Here is a 20,194-nt window from a genome sequence, read left to right as displayed (position 1 = left end):
GAGAAATCGAGTGATTCCGCTGCTCAAGGGCGTACGCGTGGTCGAAATCGGGGCGGTGGTGCTGGGTCCTTATGCCGGGCAGATCCTCGGCGACCTCGGGGCCGAGGTGATCAAGGTCGAGCCGCTCGAGGGAGACATCGCGCGCAACGCGCATCCGCAGGGGCCCGGGGGCGGCGCGCTGTTCGTCAACAACAACCGCAATAAGCGGATGCTTGCGATCGACCTCAAGCAGCCAGAGGGCCGCACCGCGCTGGCGCGGCTGATCGGGACGGCGGACGTGCTGCTGCATAACATGCGTGTCGATGCGGCCGAGCGGCTGGGGCTGGGTTTCGATGCGGTGGCCGGCATCAACCCGCGCATCGTTCACTGCGCCGCGATCGGGTTCGGACAGGCAGGGCAATATCGCGACCGGCCGGCGTTCGACGACATCATTCAGGCAGCGAGCGGGATGGCGGGCCTGGCGATGCATAACGGTGGCGCGCCGCAATTCGTGCCGACGATCGTGGCGGACAAGGTGGCGGCGCTGCATACGGTCTACGGCATCCTCGCGGCGCTGGTGGCCCGCGAGCGCGGGCAGCCGGGGCCGTTCCGCGTCGAAGTGCCGATGTTCGAGGCGACGGTCGCCTTCCTGATGAACGAGCATCTCGCCGAGGCGAGCTTCACCGAAGACGGCGCGACCGGCTATCCGCGCGTGCTCTCGGCCAATCGCCGGCCGTTCCGCACCGCCGACGGCTGGATCGCGGTGCTGCCCTATACCGCAGAGCAATGGCGCCGCTTCCTCGCCGAGATCGACCGCGAGGCGCTGTGCGACGAGGCCTGGTTCCGCGATCCAAGGACGCGGCAGGCACGGATCGACGAGCTCTATGCTATCCTCGCAGAGAGCCTGCCCGCACGGACTACCGATGCGTGGATCGAGACGCTGTCGGCGCGCGATGTCCCGTGTTCGCGCATCGCGACCCCCGACGATCTTCTGCACGATCCGCATCTGGCCGAGATCGGCTTCTTCGACGTACCCGAGGGCTATCCGGCCGGGTTGGTGCGGATGGTGCCGCAGCCGGTGGGTTTCGGGACGGTGTCCCCCGCTCCCGACGTACCGCCAGCCGGGATTGGCGCAGACAGCCGCGCGGTGCTGCGCGACTGCGGGCATGACGACGCGGCGATCGACGCGCTGGTCGCCTCAGGCGTGGTCGGAACCGGGCTGGGCTGACGCGAAGCGCCGGCGCACCAGCGCATAGACCAACCCAGCGAAGATCGTCGCGTCGAGCGCCGGCACCGTGGTCAGTGTCCATCCCTCATAAGCGGCGAGCACCGCGACCAGGATCGACCCCAGCCAGGTCGCCAGCGCCGGCCAGCGCACCAGCGGCACCGCGGCGATCGAGGCGGCGGAATCGGCCTCCCGCCACGTGGTGAGCGCGTCGATCACATAGATGGCGGCGATCGGCGGGATGATCAGGCCGAGGAACAGCAGGAATGGAATGAACGCGTCGAGGATGCCCATCAGCGCGAAGCCGGCCCCCATCGTGCCGCCCAGCATCGTGAACAGCCACGGCCGCACGCGCGGGAAGGTCGTACCGAGCGACAGGCTGGCGGAATAAAGGTTGAGCGAATTGACCGTCCAGGTCGGCAGCACCAGCAGGAACAGCACCGGCGTGCCGAAGCCGAATTGCACCACCAGCTTCATGATGCTCGTCTCGCCGGTCGCAAGCGCGGGTATCGCCGCGGCGGTCATCATCAGCGGTGTCGCTATCGGAAAGGACAACACCATGCTGGCGATCGCGCCGCGCTTGGTGCGGGTATAGCGCGACAGATCGGGCATCGTCGCGACCGCGAGCATATAGGCGCCGATCAGCGCCGAGATCGCAATGCCGAAGCCCATCTGCTCGGGCGGGCTGACGGCAGGAACCGTCACCAGTCCGTGACGATCGAGCGCGGCCCAGACGACCAGCGCCAGGATAACGCCAAGCACCGGCACCGCCACCACCGCGAGCCGATCGAGCGCCTTGAACCCGATGATCGTCGAGACCGTCATCAGCGCGCTGCCGAGGATCACGAAGAGCATGAAGTTGCCGGCGATGCCGTTGGCCTCCGCCGCCTGCACCATCGCCTCGCCGAAGAACGAGGCGTTCACCCCGAACCAGCAGAAATGGATGAGCGCGATCACGGTGTTGATCAGCGCCGCGCCGCCGGTGCCGAACGATCGGCGCACGAGCAGATAGGTCGAAAGCCGCGTCCGCACGCTGACCACCGAAGTGAAACACCCGCCGGCGCACAGGATCACCGCCGCGATCAACGCCGCGCTCACCGCACCCCAGAAACCCAATGCCAGCGCATTGTGCGCGCCGTTGAGAAAGTCCGGCAGTCCGATCGAGAAGCTCGCGACGATCAGCCCGACCCGCCAGCCCGGGACGGTCACGCCCTCAGGGACGGGGCGATGCGCGTGCAGCTCGCCTGCTTGTTCGGTCACGCCCCCCACCCGTTCAGCCGCTCGATCGGCACATAGGCGTCGGGATAGCCGAACGCACCGGGCCCGACGAAATCGAGCGCGCGCGCGGTGCGCAGCATCGCGGGCGCGGCCGCCCCGACCAATTTGACTCGCTGGCCGTATTTGAGCCGTTCGGTGGTGATGCTGTCGGCGGTCTCGCGGTCCATCACCGTCAGGATATCGGGCACCATCGCGACGATCTTGCCGTCGCGGCGCGCGAGCAGATTCTCGTTCTGGAAATCGACTTCGACGCGCGACTGGCCGTCGAACGCCTCGATCACGATACGGCCGACCGAGAAGCCACCCTGCGTCTCGCGCTCGAGATCGGTGATCTTGCCGTCGAACAATATCCCGGCATGCGCATAGAGCCCGCTCTCCCACAGCGCCGTGAACAACGCCTCGAACGGGTCCTCACCCGCCGCGCGCGCCTGCCGTATCGCCGCGCCGATCGCAATCGCCACCGAGATGCTGCCGGGCACGGCATAGGCCTTGGCCTGCGCGCCGCTCAGCGGATATTCGACCATGTGCGCGATGCCGCCCAGCGCGATCGCGAGCGCGCGGGCGAGCCGCTCATGCTCGACATTGTCCGAGGTTTCGATCACCGTCAGCGATCCCGACGCTGCGGTCACCACCGAAGGGCATGCGGAAATGCCGTGGATGTTGAAGATCGCCATCTGCGATTCGGGGAAAGCGCGCCCCATGCCGTCGGCATCGACCACCGGCACCCCCAGCTCGGCGGCGGCGACCAAAGGCGCCAGCCCGTTGCTCCCGCCGATCTCGATCGGCATCACCGCGTCGATCTTGCGGCCGAGCATCGCCTCCAGCCGCTGGAGTCCGGCCATCGCTTCCTTGCCGCTCGGCAGCTTCTCGACCGACACCGTCGGCGCGCCGACCCAGCCGCACGGCACGACCAGCGCGTCGTCCGCCAGCGTATCGAGCGTCACCAGCTCGAAGCTGCCGCGCCGGGCCAGCTCGGCCTCGCCGAGCAGCATCGCATAATAGGGATCCCCGCCCCCGCCCGATCCCAGAAAGGCCGCGCCGGTGGCGAGATCGGCGAGCGCCGCGCGATCAATGCGCATGCGCGGCCAGGCTCGCTTCAGGGGTAGCGTCGGCGGTGCGGCCCTCGACGAGATCGCTCACTGCGCGGACGCGGACTTGCGCCGCCCGGCCGGGCATGTAGCTCAGGAACACTTCATCGACGTCCACGATCTGCACCTTCTCAATATCGCCCCCCGCCGCCGCCACGCGCGCGCGCGCCTCGTCGGACAGCTGCGCGATCACCGTTGCTCGCGGCACCTTGTCATAGCTGACGAGTTGCTCGACCTGCGCGCCGATCTGCGCGATCGCCGCTCCCACCGCATTCGCAACATCCGCATGTGGCGGGCGGATCACCTTGGCAGCGCCCTTGAGCGTATCGGGGATCAGAAAATTCCCGCCGCCCACGGCGAGGATCGTCACGTCCCCCCGGGCGGTCTTCATCCGATCCATGCTGTCGGCCAGCATCGTCTGAATCCGCTGCCACACCGTCTGCAGCACCGCGTCGCTGAGCGCGGGAAGGCGCGACGGATCGCCGAAATCGGCACGGCCGGTGGCGACCGCGACATCGCTCGTCGTCAGCGTTTCCCCGCCAAACAGCATCGCCTCCTCGGCGATGCGGAAGCCGACCGAGTCCGGACCGACCCGGAGCGCCGCCGCGTCGAGCGCGGTGGCTTCGTACAGCGCCGGATCGAGATGGACCCGCGTGCCCCCGCCCAGCCCGATCGCGAGGATGTCGGGCATGCGGAAATTGGTGCGCACCCCGCCGATATCGACTGCGATCGAGGATTCGCGCGGGAAGCCATTAATCAGCACGCCGACATCGGTAGTGGTGCCGCCGACGTCCATCACGATCGCGTCGGTAACGCCGGTCAGGAAGGCGGCGCCGCGCATGGAGTTGGTCGGCCCCGATCCGATCGTCAGCACCGGATAGGTCGCCGCCTGCGTCGCCGAGATCAGAGTACCGTCATTCTGCGAGATGTAGAGCGGCGCAGACACGCCGATCGCGGCCAGCGCCCGCTCGAACGACGAAATAACGCGGCCCGCGAGGCTGGTGAGCGCGGCGTTGAGGATCGCCGCATTCTCGCGCTCGACTAGGCCGATCCGGCCGATCGCGTAGGAGACGGTGACCACCGCATCGGGGTGAACCTGCCGCACGATCTCCGCCGCGCGCTGCTCCATCGCGGGGTTGATCGGGGCGAAGGCGCTACTGATCGCTATTGCGTCGACCTTGGATGACCGCAACGTGCGTGCGGCGTCGCGTATCCTGGTCTCGTCCAGCGGCGCGATCTCGCGCCCGTCCATTTCATAGCCGCCGGGTAGCAGGAAGACATGGTTGCCGATTTGTGCGGTCAGGTCGGTGGGCCAGCCGGTCATCGGCGGCAGCGCCTCGCCCGACGGGCTAGCCAGCCGTAGCACGCCGACCGGGTCGAGCTGGCTGCGCTCGACCAGCGCGTTGGCGAAATGGGTGGTGCCGATCATCACCGATGCGATCGCGCCAGGCGCCACGCCCGCCTGCCGCAGCACGGCCGTAATCGCCGCGGCCACGCCCGAGCTCACATCGGCCGTGGTCGGCTGCTTGGTCCAGGCGCGGACATCGCTCCCATCCATCAACACGGCGTCGGTATTCGTGCCCCCGACATCGACACCAATCCGCACTGACCACCACTCCTGCCCCGGTAACCCCTTGTGGGTAGGTTCCGCGTCGTTCGCCGCGCAACTCGTAAAACGGGTGCCGATGCCGACGGTTCGGGTAATCGACCCGCCCAATCGGGTAATTCCTTGCGCGGCGGCCTTGAGCGCGTCGCAATTTCACGCCTAGACTTCACGCCGGAGCGGGATGCCGGCGGGCGCGACAAGAAGCCCTGGCAACGGATGATTGCGTGGATGAACTGATCCCAACGAAGATTGCGCCTCCCGCCTGGATGGGGAATCAGGTGCGGCGCGACGTGCTGCTCACCCGGCTCGACGGTGCGCTGGAGCGGCGCCTCACGCTCGTCCACGCGCCCGCCGGCTACGGCAAGACCAGCCTGCTTTCGCAGTGGCGCGGCCGAGTCGACGGCGACACGACTTTGGTCGCCTGGCTGACGCTGGAGCGCGACGACGGCGATCCGCGGCGGCTGGCCCAATATATCGCGCTGGCAGTAGACGGCGTCGACGCCGAAGGCGAACGCAAGCGCATCGATCTGCCGCCGCGCGCGGCATTATCCGCAATCATCAACCGGCTAGCGCGCGAACCGCGCCGAGTGGTGCTGATTCTCGACGATCTCCACCTCGCCGAAGGTGCGCCGGTCGGCGAGTTCCTCAAGTCGCTGATCCAGCTCGCGCCGCCGAACTGCCACTTCATCGTCGCGTCGCGCGATTATCCATGGCTTGGCCAGTCGCTTCTCGCCGCCGAGGAGCAATTGCTCGAGCTCCGTGCCGAGGACCTCAAATTCTCCGCCGAGGAAGCCCAGGCGCTGTTCGCGCGCGGCGACAGCGCCGCACTCTCCGGCGAAGACGTGGCGCGCATCGTCGAGCGCACCGAAGGCTGGGCGATCGCGCTCCAACTCGCTTCGCTCTCGCTAAAGCGCGGCGCCGATCCGCGCCAGCTCGTCGCACGTTTCAGCGGGGCGAGCTCCGAACTGGCGCGCTACCTTTCCGAGCAAGTGTTGATGACGCTGCCCGAGGAGACCCAGCAAGTCGTCCTGCGCACTGCTTTGCTCGACCATCTCACTGGTGACACGATCAACTTGCTGTGCGATCGGCAGGACGGCTGGCTGCTCCTCGAAAGGCTCGAGCAGCAGGGCGTAGTGCTAACTCCGCTTTCGCCCGATCGCCAAGCCTATCGCTATCACCAGCTCTTCGCAGAATATCTGCGCGAGCGCCTTGCCCGCGGGGATGCCGCGTTGTTCCGTACGCTGCAGCGGCGCGCGGCCTTGTGGTTCTCCGAACGCGGCGAAGTCGTCGAAGCGGTCAATCATGCGATCCAGGCCCGCGACGACGCGCTGCTGGCGACGGTGGTCGAGGACGCCGGCGGCTGGCGGCTGATCCCGCAGGGCTTCCAGGGACTGGTCGAGCGCGGCTTCGCGGAACTGCCTGCAACCACCATCGCGGCGCGGCCGCGACTGGTGCTGGCGCGGATCTATCTCGAAGTGAAGCGGGGCCAGATGGAAGTCGCCCGCGCCGATTACGATCGCTTCGTCGCGACCGCGGATCCCGATCTCTCCGCCGATCTATGGACCGAGATTCGCGTCGTCGGCGACGTGCTGGTCGAGTACGAGAATTTGCCGATGACGTTCGAGACGTTGCTCGAGCGCGAAGCACTGCTTCGCACGCTGCCGGCCGACGATCATCTGGTGCTCGCCAATTTCTACGAGACGCTGGGTGCCAAATATTATGAAGGCGGCTGGCTCGAACGCGCGCTCGAACCGACGCTGGCCGCGCGCGAGCATTATCAGGCGCTCGGCTCGCTTTATTCGGATTTGTTCACGCGCTTTCACGAGGCGCGGATCAAGCGCGCCCAGGGGCGCATGCAGGACGCCGCGACGATCCTCGCCGATGCACGCGACGAAATCGAACGCGGCTTCGGCTCGCGATCGGATCTCGCGGCCAATTGCGCGGCGTTCGAGGCGGAATTGCTCTACGAGCAGGATCGCGCGCCCGAGGCGCTCGCCTTGCTCGAATGGGCGCTGCCGCACATGGAATTGTTCGACGGCTGGGTCGATGTCTACGCCGCGGCTTATTTCACTGCCGCGCGGGCGGCGGCGAGCGATGGTGCGCTCGCGGCCGCGCAGGCATTGCTCGAGCGCGCGCGGCGCACCGCCGAGCGTCGGCGCTTCCACCAACTCACCTTGCTTACCGATTTGTGCGAGCTCGAGCTGTTGCTCCACCATGCGCCGGATGTCGCGGCCGCCAAGGCATTGGCGGAGAGGATCGGGCTCGACTCGCTCGCCGCCCCGATGCGCGAGGAATCTCCGCAATATCGTGCGGTAGCGGTCGCCGCGGCGATGTGCCGCGCGCAATTGCACTTACTCGATGGCGATCCTGCAACTGCGCTGGCCGATCTGGCGCATATTCACCGCTGGGCCAGCCAGCACGGCGCCGGCCGGCTACTGATCGACGTCAATCTGCTCCGCGCGCACGGCCTGCGCCAGGCTGGGGACGCGGCCCGCGCCCAGGCTTGTTTCGACGAGGCGGTGGGTGTGGCGATGTTCCAGGGCGTGGTCCGGCCGTTCGTCGACGCGCGGCGTTTCTCGCGCGAGCTGGTCGAGGCCGCGCTCGCCGGCGCGCCGCGGATCGATCGCTTTCGCGCCCAATTCCTGCGCAATCTCTCCCGGGCCGTCGTCATCCGTTCGGCGGCGCCGATAGCCGACGATGCGCTCAATGATGCCGAGACCGCGATCCTCGCGCATCTGAGCCAAGGCTATTCGAACAAGGAAATCGCCCGGTTGATCGGCATGTCGCCGGACACGGTAAAGTATCGGCTCAAATCGGTTTTCCGGAAGATCGGAGTCAACAAGCGTCGCGAGGCCGTGCGGGTTTCGCGCGAACGGGGGTTCCTCCCCGGAGCCCAGTTGCCCGCACCCTGACGCCCGCTCTCCTGGCGGCTTACCCGTCTTCACTCCTTGCTTACCCTGATTTGCGCGTGGCGTGTCCGCGCGCCTGTTGTTCAATGCCGATGGGAGGACTGGACCGCGCAACGCACCGCGGCCGGTATCGGCAACGACTAGACAAGGGGTGGCATATGACACGGCAGTTCGAATTAAGCGGTTCCCTGAGAGCGAAGCGACTGCGGCTGGTGCTGCTGTCGGCTTGCGGCATGCTGGCCTGGTCGCAGGCGGCACGCGCCCAGGATGCGCAGGAAGTGCCCGCGGAAGATGACGTTGTCGTGACCGGCAGCGCGCTTTCGGGCACCAAGACCGATACGCCGCTGACTCAGGTTCCGCAGTCGATCAGCGTGATCACCGCCGAGGATTTCCAGGATCGCGCCGCGGTCAACCTGCAGGACGTGATCCGCTACAGCGCGGGTGCCACCAGCGAGTTGAACGGGGTCGATACCCGCGGCGACTTCCTCGCGGTGCGCGGCACCGGCGCCGAGCAATATCTCGACGGCCTCAACCGTATGCCCGGCTTCATCTATGGCGGGCGGCTCGAAATCTTCACCGTCGAGCGCGCCGAGCTGCTGCGCGGCCCCTCGTCGACATTGTACGGCGGCGGCGGCGCCGGCGGCATCCTCAATTCGATCAGCAAGCGGCCGCAGGAAGCCTTCGGCGGCGAGATCGGAATCACCTATGGCACCGACGACTACAAGCAGGCGCAGCTCGACGTCACCGGCCCGATCGTCGACGGCGTTTCGGCGCGGCTGGTCGGGCTGTACCGCGACGCCGACCTGCAGCAGCCGGGGCAGAAGAACGACCGCATCACGGTCATGCCGGCGGTTACGCTCAAGCCGGGCCCGGACACCGAAGTGACGTTTATCGGGCTGTACCAGCGCGATCATCTGGGCAGCCAGACCTATCTGCCGACCAGCAAGACTGTCGATGGCAGCGGCGCCACGCGCATCTCCGACGATTTCTATCTGGGAGAGCCCGACTTCAACCATACCCGCGCGAGCCATTATGCCCTGTCGCTGCTGGTGACGCACCGCTTCAACGACAATCTGACCTTCAACAGCCGCAATCGCGCCTTCGAGCAGGACACCGATTATCAGGAAGTGTTCGGCTATACCGGCTTCGGCGGCGCCTATGACGATGCGGGCCGCACCATCGCCAACCGCGCCTGGTATCTGAATCGCGCCAAATATACCGGCCTCAACAGCGACAACAATCTCGTGCTGAGCTTCGGCACCGGGCCGCTGGCGCACCAGATCCTCGCTGGGTTCGACTATACCGAGTTCCGCGAGGACAAGGAGGAAGGCTTTGGCGCCGCGCCCGGGCTCAATCTCTATGCGCCGGTGTACGGCGTGCCATTCGCCAGTGGCGTGGGCTGGACCACCGATACGAAGAATTCGCAGACGGGTTTCTATTTCCAGGATCAGATCCGGGCCTGGGACCGGGTCTCGCTCGTGTTCGGCGCGCGGCACGACAATGTGCAGTCGAACGTCAACAATGTGCAGCTCGAGGCCAACAAGGCGTGGACCTTCCGCGGCGGCATCATCGCTGATGTAGTCAAGGGCGTATCGCCCTATTTCAATTATTCGGAATCGTTCCTGCCGGTGTTCGGGTCCAATTTCTTTGGCGTGGCGTATGTTCCGCGGAGCGGCCGCCAGTACGAAGCAGGGATCAAGTTCCGGCCTCTGGCGCGGATGCTGTTCACCATTGCGGCCTATGACATCAAGGAACAGAATGTCCTGATCGCCGACCCGAACGAGTTGCAGAACTTCATCCAGGGCGGCTCGACCCGTTCGCGCGGCGTGGAGGCGGAAGCCAATATCAAGCTGCCGGCTGATTTCGACGTCACGGCCTCGTACAGCTATACCCGCGCCGAATATCTCGTGGTCGACGGCCGCCTGCGTGGCGATCGGCGCGAAAATCTGCCCGAGCATCAGGCATCGGTCTGGACATCGAAGCGGTTCGATCTGGGGGGCGACCTCAGCGTCAAGCTCGGCGGCGGCGTGCGCTATCAGAGCGACAAGGTCAGCTTCGACCAGATCTATCGAATCGATCCGGTGACGCTGGCCGATGCAATGCTCGAGCTGAGCTACGGCAAATGGTCGCTGTCGGTGAACGGGGCCAACATCTTCGACGAGAAGGTCTACACCAACTGCAGCTATAGCGCCGGGACGATCAACGAGGGCTATTGCTATCTCGGCAAGGATCGCACGGTCCTCGCCTCGCTGCGCCGCCGTTTCTGAGCGCGCAGGGCCGGAGCCGCGCCGCTCCGGCCCCACAACCTTAACATCGGGATCGATCGCATGAACCGCACCGCCACGCCCCGCTTCCCCAAAACCCGCCTCCTGCTGGCAGGCGCCGCGATGCTCGCCATCGGCGCCGGCCCGGCACCCAAGGGCCCGACCGCCGATCTGATCCTCACCAACGCCAAGGTCTATACGGTCGAGACCGGCCAGCCCTGGGCCGAGGCAGTGGCGATCAAGGACGGCAAGATCCTCGCGATCGGATCGGCGGCCGAAATCGCCCGGCGCAAGGGCACGGCGACGCGCGTCGTCGATCTCGGCGGGCGCTTCGTGATGCCGGCGTTCGGCGACGCGCATGCTCACCCGATCTTCGGCGGCATGAGCCATGCGCGCTGCGCGCTCCATGACGGCAAGACGCTGGACGATTACCGCCGGATCATCACCGAGTGCGTCGCGAAGACGCCGGGCAACGGCACGATCTTCGGCTCGGGTTGGAACCAGTCGCTATTCCCGCCAAAGGGCATCCCCGACAAGGCATTGCTCGACTCGGTCTCGAAGGACCGCGCGCTCATCTTCGAATCCGACGGGCACACCTTGTGGGTGAACTCGAAGGCGCTCGAACTCGCGAAGATCACCCGCGATACCCCGGATCCGAAGAACGGCACCATCGACCGCGACTCAAGCGGCGAACCGGTCGGCGCGCTGGAGGAATCGGCAATGGCTCTGGTCGAACCGCTGGTGCCGCCGCCAACTGCGAAGGACCTTGAAGGCGCGATCACCTATACGGTGACTCTGTTCAACAGCCTCGGCATAACGTCGTGGCACGACGCGGCGCTCGAATGGGACAAGGGCGGCACCAGCAAGGCGCTCGACGCCTACAAGGCCGTAAGGGATCGCGGCGCGCTCACCGTCCACACCGTGATGGACTTGCACTGGAACAACGATCGCGGGCTCGATCAGATGCCCGACATCCTCAAGCTCTCCGCCCGTGCCCGCGAAATCGGGCTCACCGCGAACGGAGTGAAGTTCTTCATCGACGGCGTCATCCCGCAACAGACCGCGGCGATGCTCGCGCCCTATGAAGGCACCGATGTGAAAGGCGCGACCCAGATCACTCCCGATGCGCTCGCCGCGGCGGTGGCGCAGCTCGACGCCCGCAACATGCAGTCGCATTTCCACGCGATCGGCGACGCCGGCGTCCGTCAGGCGCTCGACGCCGTCGAACGCGCCCGCAAGGGCGGCGGCGTGCACGATACCCGCCCGATGATCTCGCACATGAACGTGATCGACCCGGCCGACCAGCCGCGCTTCGCCAAGCTCGACGTCACGGCGATCTTCCAGCCGCTATGGGCGTGCAACGAGGCCTATATGGACCTCGCGATCGAGCGGATCGGCCCCAAACGCGCAACCTATATCTACCCCTCGGGAAGCGTGCTGCGCTTCGGCGGGCGGCTGGCTTATGGCGCCGACTGGTCGGTGGCTTCGGCCAATCCGATGGAAGGCATCGAAGTGGCGCTCACCCGCGTCGCGCCGGACGGCGATCGTCCCCCGCTCGGCGCCGGCGAGCGGATCACGCTGGCGCAAGCGCTGCGGGCTTATACGCTCAACGTCGCTTATGTGAATCACCTCGACAAGCAGACCGGCTCGCTCGCGCCTGGCAAGAGCGCCGACCTCATCGTACTCGATCGCAATCTGTTCGAGACGCCCGCGCGCCAGATCCACGCCACCAGGGTGCTGCTCACGCTGTTCCAGGGCCGCGAAGTGTTCGGCAAGCTCCAGCCGCTCGCCCGCTGAGCATGCGCGGCGAGCGCTGCAGTGGCTGAGCCGCGTCCTTACGCGCTGCTGAGCAGGATGCTGGTCTCGCTGTTGAGGATTCCCTCGATCGCGCGGATCTCGCGCAGAACGCGGTCGAACCCTTGAAGCCCCTCGGCAGCGATCTCCGCGACCAGGTCCCAGCCGCCATTGGTGGTGTGGAGCGCGCGGATCTCGGGGAAGCTGCGCAGGCGGCGGATGATCGCCGAAGTGGAGCGGCCGGTGACTTCGATCATCATCACCGCGCGCAGCGATTCCGCACCGCCGGGCTCCTGCACGCGCACCGTGAACCCCAGGATCATGCCGGTATCGAGCAGCCGATCCAGCCGCGCCTGCACCGTGGCGCGCGACACCTGCAGCATGCTGGCGATCTTGGCGACCGGCGCACGCCCGTCGCCGCGGAGAACCGCGATGATCCGTCGATCGAGCTCGTCGAGATTTTGCATGACAATATGCTCTACCAGACATGGCAGATTGTCAAATTTGACCCCCAACATCTATACATCATGCGCATTCAACCCAAAACTCTGCTCCGCCTAGTGTCGCATCAATCCACCGTCACAGGGAGCAGCACATGACCAGGTTCATCGGCGTCGAGAGCCTCGCCACTATCGTCCATGCGATCGGCGTCGAGCCGTTCCTCGTCGGCCTTGCCGGCTATATCGAACAGGATTTCCGGCGCTGGGCCGAGTTTGACAAGGTGCCGCGCCACGCCAGCCATTCCAGTCTCGGCGTGGTCGAACTGATGCCGATCAGCGACAAGGATCGGTTCGCGTTCAAGTACGTCAACGGCCATCCCGGCAATGCGCGCGCGGGACTGCTCACCGTCGCGGCGTTCGGCGTGCTCGCGGACATGGATACCGGTTATCCGCGACTGGTGGCGGAGATGACCCTGCTCACCGCGCTGCGCACCGCCGCCACCTCGGCGCTGGTCGCCAGCCGCCTCGCCCGCCCGGACAGCCGGGTAATGGCGATGATCGGTCTCGGCGCGCAATCGGATTTCCAGGCACTCGCCTTCCGCGCGCTGCTCGGCATCGAACGGCTGCGGGTGTACGATGTCGAGCCCGCCTCGACCGCGAAATTCGTCCGCAACATGACCGCACAGGGCTTCGCCGTCGAAGCGTTCGACAGCGCGCAAGAGGCAGTGATGTCCGCCGACATCATCACCACCGCGACGGCCGACAAGCGCAATGCCACGATCCTGTCGGGCAACATGGTCGGCGCCGGGATCCACATCAACGCGATCGGCGGCGATTGCCCCGGCAAGACCGAGCTGCAGCGCGAGATCCTGCTGCGCGCGAGCGTCTTCGTCGAGCTGGAGGAGCAGACCCGGATCGAGGGCGAACTGCAGCAGATGCCCGCCGACTTCCCGGTGACCGAGGTGTGGCGCGTGCTCGCCGGGCTCGAGCCCGGACGGACCAGCGCGGCGCAGGTCACTTTGTTCGATTCGGTCGGCTTCGCGCTCGAGGATTTCTCGGCGCTGCGCTACCTCGACGCGCTCACCGCCGACGATGCGAATATCGCCGAGATCGACCTCATCGCCCAGCCCGACGATCCGGTCGATCTGTTCGGGCTGCTGCAGCGCTACCGGCCTGCCACCCACCCGTCGCTGGTGGCAGTGTCGGCATGATTCCGTAACGATCGAAGGGAGCACGATGACTGGCCTTGCGTCACGCAGCCTGCTGGCCGCCATTCTGGCCCTGGGTATGCCGCCGTCTGTGCATTCGGCACGAGCGCAGACGGCGCCGGCCCCCGGCTATGTGCTCCCCGAGACCGAGACGTGGGAGCTCAAGTCCGATGACGGCTATCCGTATCAGATCTTCGTCTCGCGGCCGAAGGGCCCGCCCCCGCCCGAAGGCTTTCCGGTGCTCTATGTGCTGGACGGCAATGCGATGTTCGCCGGCTTCGCCGAGACCCGGCGCATCCTCGGTTATATGAAGGCGGACCTCGGCAAGACGATTGTCGTTGGCGTCGGCTACAAGACGGAAGCGGCCTATGACGTCCGCCGCATATACGACTTCGTCGAGGACTTCCGCCAACCGGTCCCGCCCGCCCAGCTTTATCTGACTAAATACAAGGCCGGCGGCCGCGCGCAGTTCGCCGCCTTCCTGCTCGGTCGCCTGCGACCCGAGCTCGCCCGGCGCTATTCGATCCATCCGCATCGCCAGGCCTTGTTCGGCCACTCCTTCGGCGGCCTGTTCGCTTTGTACATGCTCTACAACCATCCGGGCGCCTTCCACGCGATCGTCGCCGCGAGTCCGTCGATATTCTGGAACGACCAGGCCATCCTCGCCGAGGAGCGCGCCTTCGCCGCGAAACTGGCCGAGGGAAAGTTGCCGGGGCCCGTCAGCAGCCTTCGACTGGTTACCGGCGAACTCGATGAAACCGCGGTCGAACGCACCGATGCCGTATCGCTGGCCAAACGGCTGGAGGCGCTGTCGGGTTATGGCCTGCGCAGCGAATTCGAGATGTTCGAAGGCGAGACGCATATCACCGTGCCCAGCCGCTCGATCACTTCGACGCTTCGCTTCGCCTTTACCTGGCCCTAGTTCGCCGGCAATCCCGGCGTAGGACGCGGTACCTCGTCGAACCAGCGCGCAGGCGAGGTCCGCGGTTCGGGCCAATCGCTGGCGAGCGACATCGGATCATAGCTCCGGCCGTTCTTGACCACTGCGACGATCGCCGTGGTGTTGCGGATATCCGCAAGCGGATCGGCCGCCAGGATCACCAGATCGGCAAACTTGCCCGGCACGATGCTGCCCACGTCGTCGGCATGGCCGATGATCGTCGCGCCGTCGATCGTCGCTGCCCGCAGCACCTCAATCGGCGTGGCGCCGCCGCCGGCCAGCGCCCGCATCTCCCAATGCAGACCGAGTCCCTGGATTTCGCCGTGGCTGCCGATCCCGACCAGCCCGCCGGCGCGCTGGACCCGCACCGCGTCGGTGGCGAAGCGCGGCCAGGATTGCGACTGATCCGCCATCCAGTGCCGGTTGCGCAGCTTCTCGGCGAGCACCGGGCCCGGCGTGAAGATGCGCAGCTTGGCATCCTGCTCGGGATGCTGCCGGATGACGAAGTCGAACAGCCCCGGCCCGCCGCCATAGAGCACCGAGATGGTGGGCGTGTAGCCGATCCGGGTCGCCGCCAGCAGCCGGATCACGTCGTCGCGCAGCGGCGTCACCGGCAGGCTGTGCTCGTTGCCGGCAAAGCCGTCGATCGCGTGGGTGAGGCCGAGCACCAGATCGCTCGCGCCTTCGGTGGTCGGCATCATGCCGAGCTCCTGCGCGGCCTGGATGGTGAATTGCCGCGCGGCGCGGTCGCCGACCATATAGGCCTTGATGTTGCGCGTGCGGTAATGGTCGCGGTAGCGGCGCAGCACGTCGACCGCGTCGGCGCGCGAATGGATTTCGCTGTTCACGAACACCCCCGGCCCCGTCGACCAGACCCGCGGGCCCGGCATCATCCCGGCGTCGATCATGTCCTGATAGGCGAAGATGTCGGTGGTGAACGGCTGGAGCTCGAGCGCCGACGTGACGCCGAACGCCAGATCGGCCGCGAACTCCCAATAACCGCGCTCGTGCACGCCGCGGCGGATGCCGAAGAAATGGGCGTGGGCATCGATGAAGCCGGGCACGATGAACCGGCCGCGCATGTCGCGGACGGTGGCGCCGGCGGGCACCGGAACAGTCCCGGCAGGCCCGACCGCGGCGATGCGATCGCCTTCGATCACTACATCCGCATTTTCGATCCGCGCCGCGCCCTCCATCGGCAGCACCGTGGCGCCACGCAGGACGAGCGTGCCTTTCGGCACGTCGCGCGGCACCTCGACCGCCAGCGCGCGGCTTTGCGCGCCGGCTTCGGCAGCGCCGGTATCGCCGGTCTCGGCAGCCGCCGCGGCCACCGTGCGGAAGGTCGATCCGACCGACCAGGTGATGCGCGCGCCTTCCTGCGCCCAGCCGGAGAAATCGGCGCCGTCGCGGGTGAGCCGCCGCGCTGCGCCCGGGATGCTGATATTGACCGTCGCCGGCTTGCCGCCGGTGCGCGCGGGCATGTCGACCAGATAGAGTTGCGATGCCGCCCGCGCGAGGATGCGGGTGCCGTCGGGGCTGACCTGCGCGTCCTGCACCGGCAGCGGCACGCCGACATATTGCCCCATTGCCCGTGCGACGACCGCAACTTCGCTGCGCACCACGCCCGATCCAGGATCGAGCGAACGCAGCGCGCCCGTGCCGTAAAACCACAGCCGGCCGTCGCGCGTGAACGCAGGCGAGCGCGCGCCCGCCACATGCGCGAGCAGACCGGCCGCGCCCCCCGCCGCAGGAAAGCGGACGATGTCCGAGGGGCGATCGGGTTCGAGTTCATTGAGCGCGCGCAGGCGGTCATAGTGATTGGCCCGGATCGCCACCACGCCGCTACCATCGGGCATGAACAAGGGTTCGGTGAAGAATGCACCCGAGGCCAGTCGGCGCGGCTTTCCGCCCGCTGCGGGGATGGTCCACAGGCCGCCCCCCGCGGGACTCCAGGTGACATAGGCCAGCGTGCGCCCGTCTGGCGACCAGTTCGGCTGAAACGCGTCTTCGGCGACGAGCTTGCGCGCCGCCGCGCCGTCGCGCTGGACGTAGAGCGCCCCCAGCGCGGTGAAGGCAACCTCCCGCCCGTCGGGCGACAGCTTCGGCGCCTGCGCGACGCGCGGCCGCACCGGGCCGGTTTCTTCGCGCTGACGCACCCGCGTCGACCCGGCGAGATCTAGCCGCACCGGCGCCTCGAACGCGATCGGTGTCACCCCGCCACTGGCGAGATCGAGCCGGCGGATGCCGCCGTCGACGCTCAGCACGATCGAGCGATCATCGCGCGCGAACACGAAGCGCGGCAACAGGCCGTCATAATAGCCCCCCTCCTGCCCGTCGCGATCGAGCGGGAAAGCGATGCGGCGATCCTCGCCGGTCTCGAGGCTGCGCAGCCGCAACGCAGTCCGCCCTGCTTCGCGGGTGGCATAGGCAATCGCCTTGCCGTCATGCGAGAGCTGCGGCGCGATCGCGCCGCCCAGCGGCGTGAGGAAGGGTTCGTCGGTTCCCTCGGCCAGATCGCGCCGCGCGATCGTCCAGTTGGGCGGATCGCCTTCGGTCCAGGTGTGGCCGTGCTTGGTGGCGTAATAGGCATAACGCCCGTCGGGGGAGATCACCGCCCCCATCGCATTGACCCGCTTGTCCCAATCGTCGTCGCCGTTCGGCTGCGCCTTGACCACTACGGTTCCGGCGCCGCCCGCCGCGGGAAATTGCCACAATTCGAAGGCGAGCACCGAATGCACCGCGCGCGAGACATAGACGCTCTGCCCGTCCGGCGACCAGGCCGGCGCGGCGTAGAGCGTCAGCGCACTGTCTTGCGACAGCTGGCGCGGGTCGTTGCCGTCGGCATTGGCGACCCAGAGATTGGTCACGCCCGAGCGATCGGAGACGAACGCGATGCGCTTGCCATCGGGCGAGAAGACCGGGTTGCGCTCGAATGCCATGCCGGTGAGCAAGGGCCGCGCGGTCCCACCCGCTGCGTCGAGCGCGTAGATGTCGCCGAGCAGGTCGAACAGGATCGTCTTGCCGTCCGGCGAGAGATCGAGCTGCATCCACGTCGCCTCACGCGCAGTGAATTCGAGCATGCGCGCCGGGGCCAGCGGCAGCGCCGCGGTCTGGGCAAGCGCCGTCGAGGCGATCGGCAAGGCCGCAAGGAGAGCAAGGGCCCGGATCATAAGCGGTTGCTTCGCCAGAAAGGGCCGCCTCCGCAAGCTCGTGGCTGCGGAGGCGGGATTAGGTCAGAGCGACCAATCGAGGCGAAGGCCGATCGTGCGTGGCCGCACGATCGATCCCGCCGGCGCGACGGCATCGGTGAAGGGGGCGTTGAGGATGCCGTATTCGTCGAGCACATTGTTCGCGAACACCAGCAGCTTCACCTTGTCGAACGCAGTGATCGATACGCGCAGATCGACGATGTTGAAATTGCCGCGGGTGTTCGGATTGCCGAACGCCACCGGCGCCTCGGAGAGATAGCGGTGCGCGATCTCGAAGCTGGGCGCGAGCGGCGAATCCGCCAGTTCGAACCGGAGATTGTTGGCGATCGACCAGTCCGAGGATCCCGGCAGCGTCGTGCCCGAGACATAGCCGCCGCCGGGCGCAAAGGTATCCGGCAGAAAGTCGGTCAGCTGCGCATCCTGATAGGTGATATTGGTGGAGAAACTGGCGAACGGCGCGAGCTGCACCGTCGCCGCGAGTTCGACGCCGCCGACATTGGCGCCGCCGGCGTTGGACACATAGGAATAGAAATTCGGGCCTGGCCCGAACAGTCGCGCCTGGATGCCGGTCCAGTCGATGGTGAACGCAGTCGCCTCGATATACAGCTTGCGGTCGAACAGCGAGAATTTCACTCCCGCTTCGTAATTGTCGGTGGTGTCGCTGCCATAGCTTTGCGGGATCGTCGGCAGGAAGCCGGCATTGGGGTTGATGCCGCCGACGCGGTAGCCCTGCGAATAGGTCAGATAGGCCATGAACGTCTCGCTGGGGCGCAGCGCCAGCGTGACCTTGGGCGTGAAGCCGTCCTCCTTCTCCTCGACCGTGGCGGTGCTGCCCGTGGCGCTGCCGCTCACCGCGCCGGGCTGGTTGGCGACGGTGGCCTGGTAGCGATTCCAGTAATAACGTCCGCCTAGGATCAGCTCGAGCGCCGGGATCGGCTTGATCGAGAGCTCGCCGAACACGCCGAGATCCTCGTTCACGCCGTCCGAAATATAGCCATAGATGCGGTCGCCGGGGGCGAGCACGCTGCCGGAAACGCCGCCGAAGCCCGCCGGATTGGCGTTGATGAATGCCTCGGCGCCCTTCTGGAAGATCTGGTCATAGCTGGATTTGTCGGCGCGCAGATAGCTGGCGCCGATCAGCCAGTTGAACATGCCGGTGCCGGGCGAGGTGAGCCGGGCCTCGATCGTCTTGATCGTCGCATCGGCGGTGCCGAACGAATATGCCGCCTCGTCGCCGGTCGTGTCGCCGGTCACATAGGCATAGGGATAAGAGAAGACGGTCTCGTTGTTCTTCCTGGTGACCGCGCCGAGCACCGTGAGCTTCGCAAAGCCGAGCCCCTGATCCAGCCGCAGCGAATTGAGCCAGAAGTCGGTCTTCTGGGTCTCGGCGCGCTGGGTGATGCGGACATAGGGATGGTCGGTGTCGAGATAGGATTGGTCGTCGAATTGGGTGTCCTGATAGGTCGACAGCCAGGTCAGCGTGGTGTCCGGCCCCGGCGTGAACACGACCGAGCCGCGCAGCCCGCGAGTACGGAAGTCGTTCGATCCCTTGACGCCGATCCCGGGATTGTCGAGATAGCCGGCATCGACGCGCTGGAGCGCCATCACCCGCACCGCCAGGGTGTCCGCGATGATCGGCAGGTTGATCATCGCCTTGGCGGCATAATTGAGCTCGCTGTTCGAATTCTTGGTGACACCGACGAGGCCCGAGGCGGCGGCGTCGAACTTCGACGCATCCGCCGTCTTGACGACATAGTTGACCAGCCCGCCGAGCGACGACGAGCCGAACAAGGTGCCTTGCGGCCCGCGCAGCACTTCGACGCGATCGAGATCGAAGGTGTCGATATCGGGGATGCCGATCGGGAAGCCGGGCTCGACCAGCGGGATCTCGTTGAGATAATAGCCGACGGTCGTCTGGCCCTGCTCGTGATAGGTGGTCGCCGCGATGCCGCGGATCACCACTTCCGACACGCCAGGCTGATAGTCGTTGAACACCACGCCTGGCAGCCGGACGATATAATCGGCCAGGCTGTTGGCATTGGCGTCGGCCAGCGCCTCGCCCGTCACTGCGCTGATCGCCAGCGGCGCCCGGCTGATCGCCTCTTCGCGCTTGGTGGCGGTCACGAGGATCTCGTCGCGCGCTTCGCCGACGACTTCCTGCGCCTGGGCGACGCCCGCCGCGCCGGCGATTGCGAGCGCCAGCGCCGAAACCCGCGCCAGCCGCAACCCGTGATTCCCGATCATTGTCTTCCCC

The 20,194-nt window shown here is 66.7% G+C and carries 12 protein-coding genes; 6 read left to right on the top strand and 6 right to left on the bottom strand.

Annotated features, from left to right (window positions below; genetic code table 11):
- Positions 1–10 precede the first annotated feature (10 nt).
- Complete coding sequence (locus E5A73_RS01200; protein ID WP_168355765.1) at positions 11–1,207, top strand: CaiB/BaiF CoA transferase family protein; 1,197 nt, start codon at positions 11–13, stop codon at positions 1,205–1,207.
- Here E5A73_RS01200 and E5A73_RS01195 read toward each other — a convergent pair.
- The 3 genes from E5A73_RS01195 to E5A73_RS01185 are packed head-to-tail and all read right to left on the bottom strand — an operon-like array spanning position 1,178 to position 5,176.
- The gene (locus E5A73_RS01195) at positions 1,178–2,464 is read right to left on the bottom strand and encodes a purine-cytosine permease family protein (RefSeq protein WP_240699959.1); all 1,287 of its coding nucleotides are present in this window, start codon (positions 2,462–2,464) and stop codon (positions 1,178–1,180) included. The two genes, E5A73_RS01200 and E5A73_RS01195, sit on opposite strands and share 30 nt — an antisense overlap.
- Positions 2,461–3,561, bottom strand: a complete 1,101-nt coding sequence (locus E5A73_RS01190) for a DUF917 domain-containing protein (protein WP_135961973.1) — start codon at positions 3,559–3,561, stop codon at positions 2,461–2,463. The genes E5A73_RS01195 and E5A73_RS01190 overlap by 4 nt, the downstream gene beginning before the upstream one ends.
- Positions 3,551–5,176 (bottom strand): hydantoinase/oxoprolinase N-terminal domain-containing protein, encoded by a 1,626-nt coding sequence (locus E5A73_RS01185; protein ID WP_135961972.1) that lies wholly within the window; start codon positions 5,174–5,176, stop codon positions 3,551–3,553. The genes E5A73_RS01190 and E5A73_RS01185 overlap by 11 nt, the downstream gene beginning before the upstream one ends.
- Positions 5,177–5,442: 266 nt before the next feature.
- On the opposite strand from E5A73_RS01185, the gene E5A73_RS01180 reads away from it, so the two are divergent.
- The 3 genes from E5A73_RS01180 to E5A73_RS01170 all read left to right on the top strand — a co-directional run bounded on the left by E5A73_RS01180 (position 5,443) and on the right by E5A73_RS01170 (position 12,146).
- Entirely contained in the window at positions 5,443–8,088 is a 2,646-nt protein-coding gene (locus E5A73_RS01180; RefSeq protein WP_168355764.1) for a helix-turn-helix transcriptional regulator, read from the top strand.
- A 155-nt stretch (positions 8,089–8,243) separates the two neighbouring features.
- Positions 8,244–10,352: a TonB-dependent siderophore receptor gene (locus tag E5A73_RS01175; protein ID WP_168355763.1), complete on the top strand. Its 2,109-nt coding sequence runs from the start codon at positions 8,244–8,246 to the stop codon at positions 10,350–10,352.
- Between the two features lie 60 nt (positions 10,353–10,412).
- Complete coding sequence (locus E5A73_RS01170; RefSeq protein WP_135961969.1) at positions 10,413–12,146, top strand: amidohydrolase; 1,734 nt, start codon at positions 10,413–10,415, stop codon at positions 12,144–12,146.
- A 38-nt stretch (positions 12,147–12,184) separates the two neighbouring features.
- On the opposite strand, the gene E5A73_RS01165 is transcribed toward E5A73_RS01170, so the two are convergent.
- On the bottom strand, positions 12,185–12,610 hold the full coding sequence (locus E5A73_RS01165; RefSeq protein WP_135961968.1) for an Lrp/AsnC family transcriptional regulator: 426 nt from the start codon (positions 12,608–12,610) through the stop codon (positions 12,185–12,187).
- A gap of 128 nt (positions 12,611–12,738) precedes the next feature.
- On the opposite strand from E5A73_RS01165, the gene E5A73_RS01160 reads away from it, so the two are divergent.
- Together E5A73_RS01160 and E5A73_RS01155 are read left to right on the top strand one after the other, a co-directional pair.
- A complete protein-coding gene (locus E5A73_RS01160) occupies positions 12,739–13,794 on the top strand; it encodes an ornithine cyclodeaminase (protein WP_135961967.1) in 1,056 nt (351 codons plus the stop codon).
- A gap of 88 nt (positions 13,795–13,882) precedes the next feature.
- Positions 13,883–14,713 carry an alpha/beta hydrolase gene (locus E5A73_RS01155; protein WP_168355762.1) on the top strand — a complete coding sequence of 277 codons (831 nt, stop codon included), beginning with the start codon at positions 13,883–13,885 and terminating at the stop codon, positions 14,711–14,713.
- On the opposite strand, the gene E5A73_RS01150 is transcribed toward E5A73_RS01155, so the two are convergent.
- Both E5A73_RS01150 and E5A73_RS01145 read right to left on the bottom strand, forming a co-directional pair.
- Positions 14,710–17,901, bottom strand: coding sequence for an amidohydrolase family protein (locus E5A73_RS01150; RefSeq protein WP_240699957.1), 3,192 nt, complete (start codon positions 17,899–17,901; stop codon positions 14,710–14,712). The genes E5A73_RS01155 and E5A73_RS01150 overlap by 4 nt on opposite strands.
- A 63-nt stretch (positions 17,902–17,964) precedes the next feature.
- Positions 17,965–20,184 (bottom strand): TonB-dependent receptor, encoded by a 2,220-nt coding sequence (locus tag E5A73_RS01145; protein ID WP_135961965.1) that lies wholly within the window; start codon positions 20,182–20,184, stop codon positions 17,965–17,967.
- Positions 20,185–20,194 lie beyond the last annotated feature (10 nt).

Source organism: Sphingomonas gei (genome assembly GCF_004792685.1).
GTDB classification, from domain to species: Bacteria; Pseudomonadota; Alphaproteobacteria; order Sphingomonadales; family Sphingomonadaceae; genus Sphingomonas; species Sphingomonas gei.
This window is presented reverse-complemented; position numbering and strand designations above follow the sequence as displayed.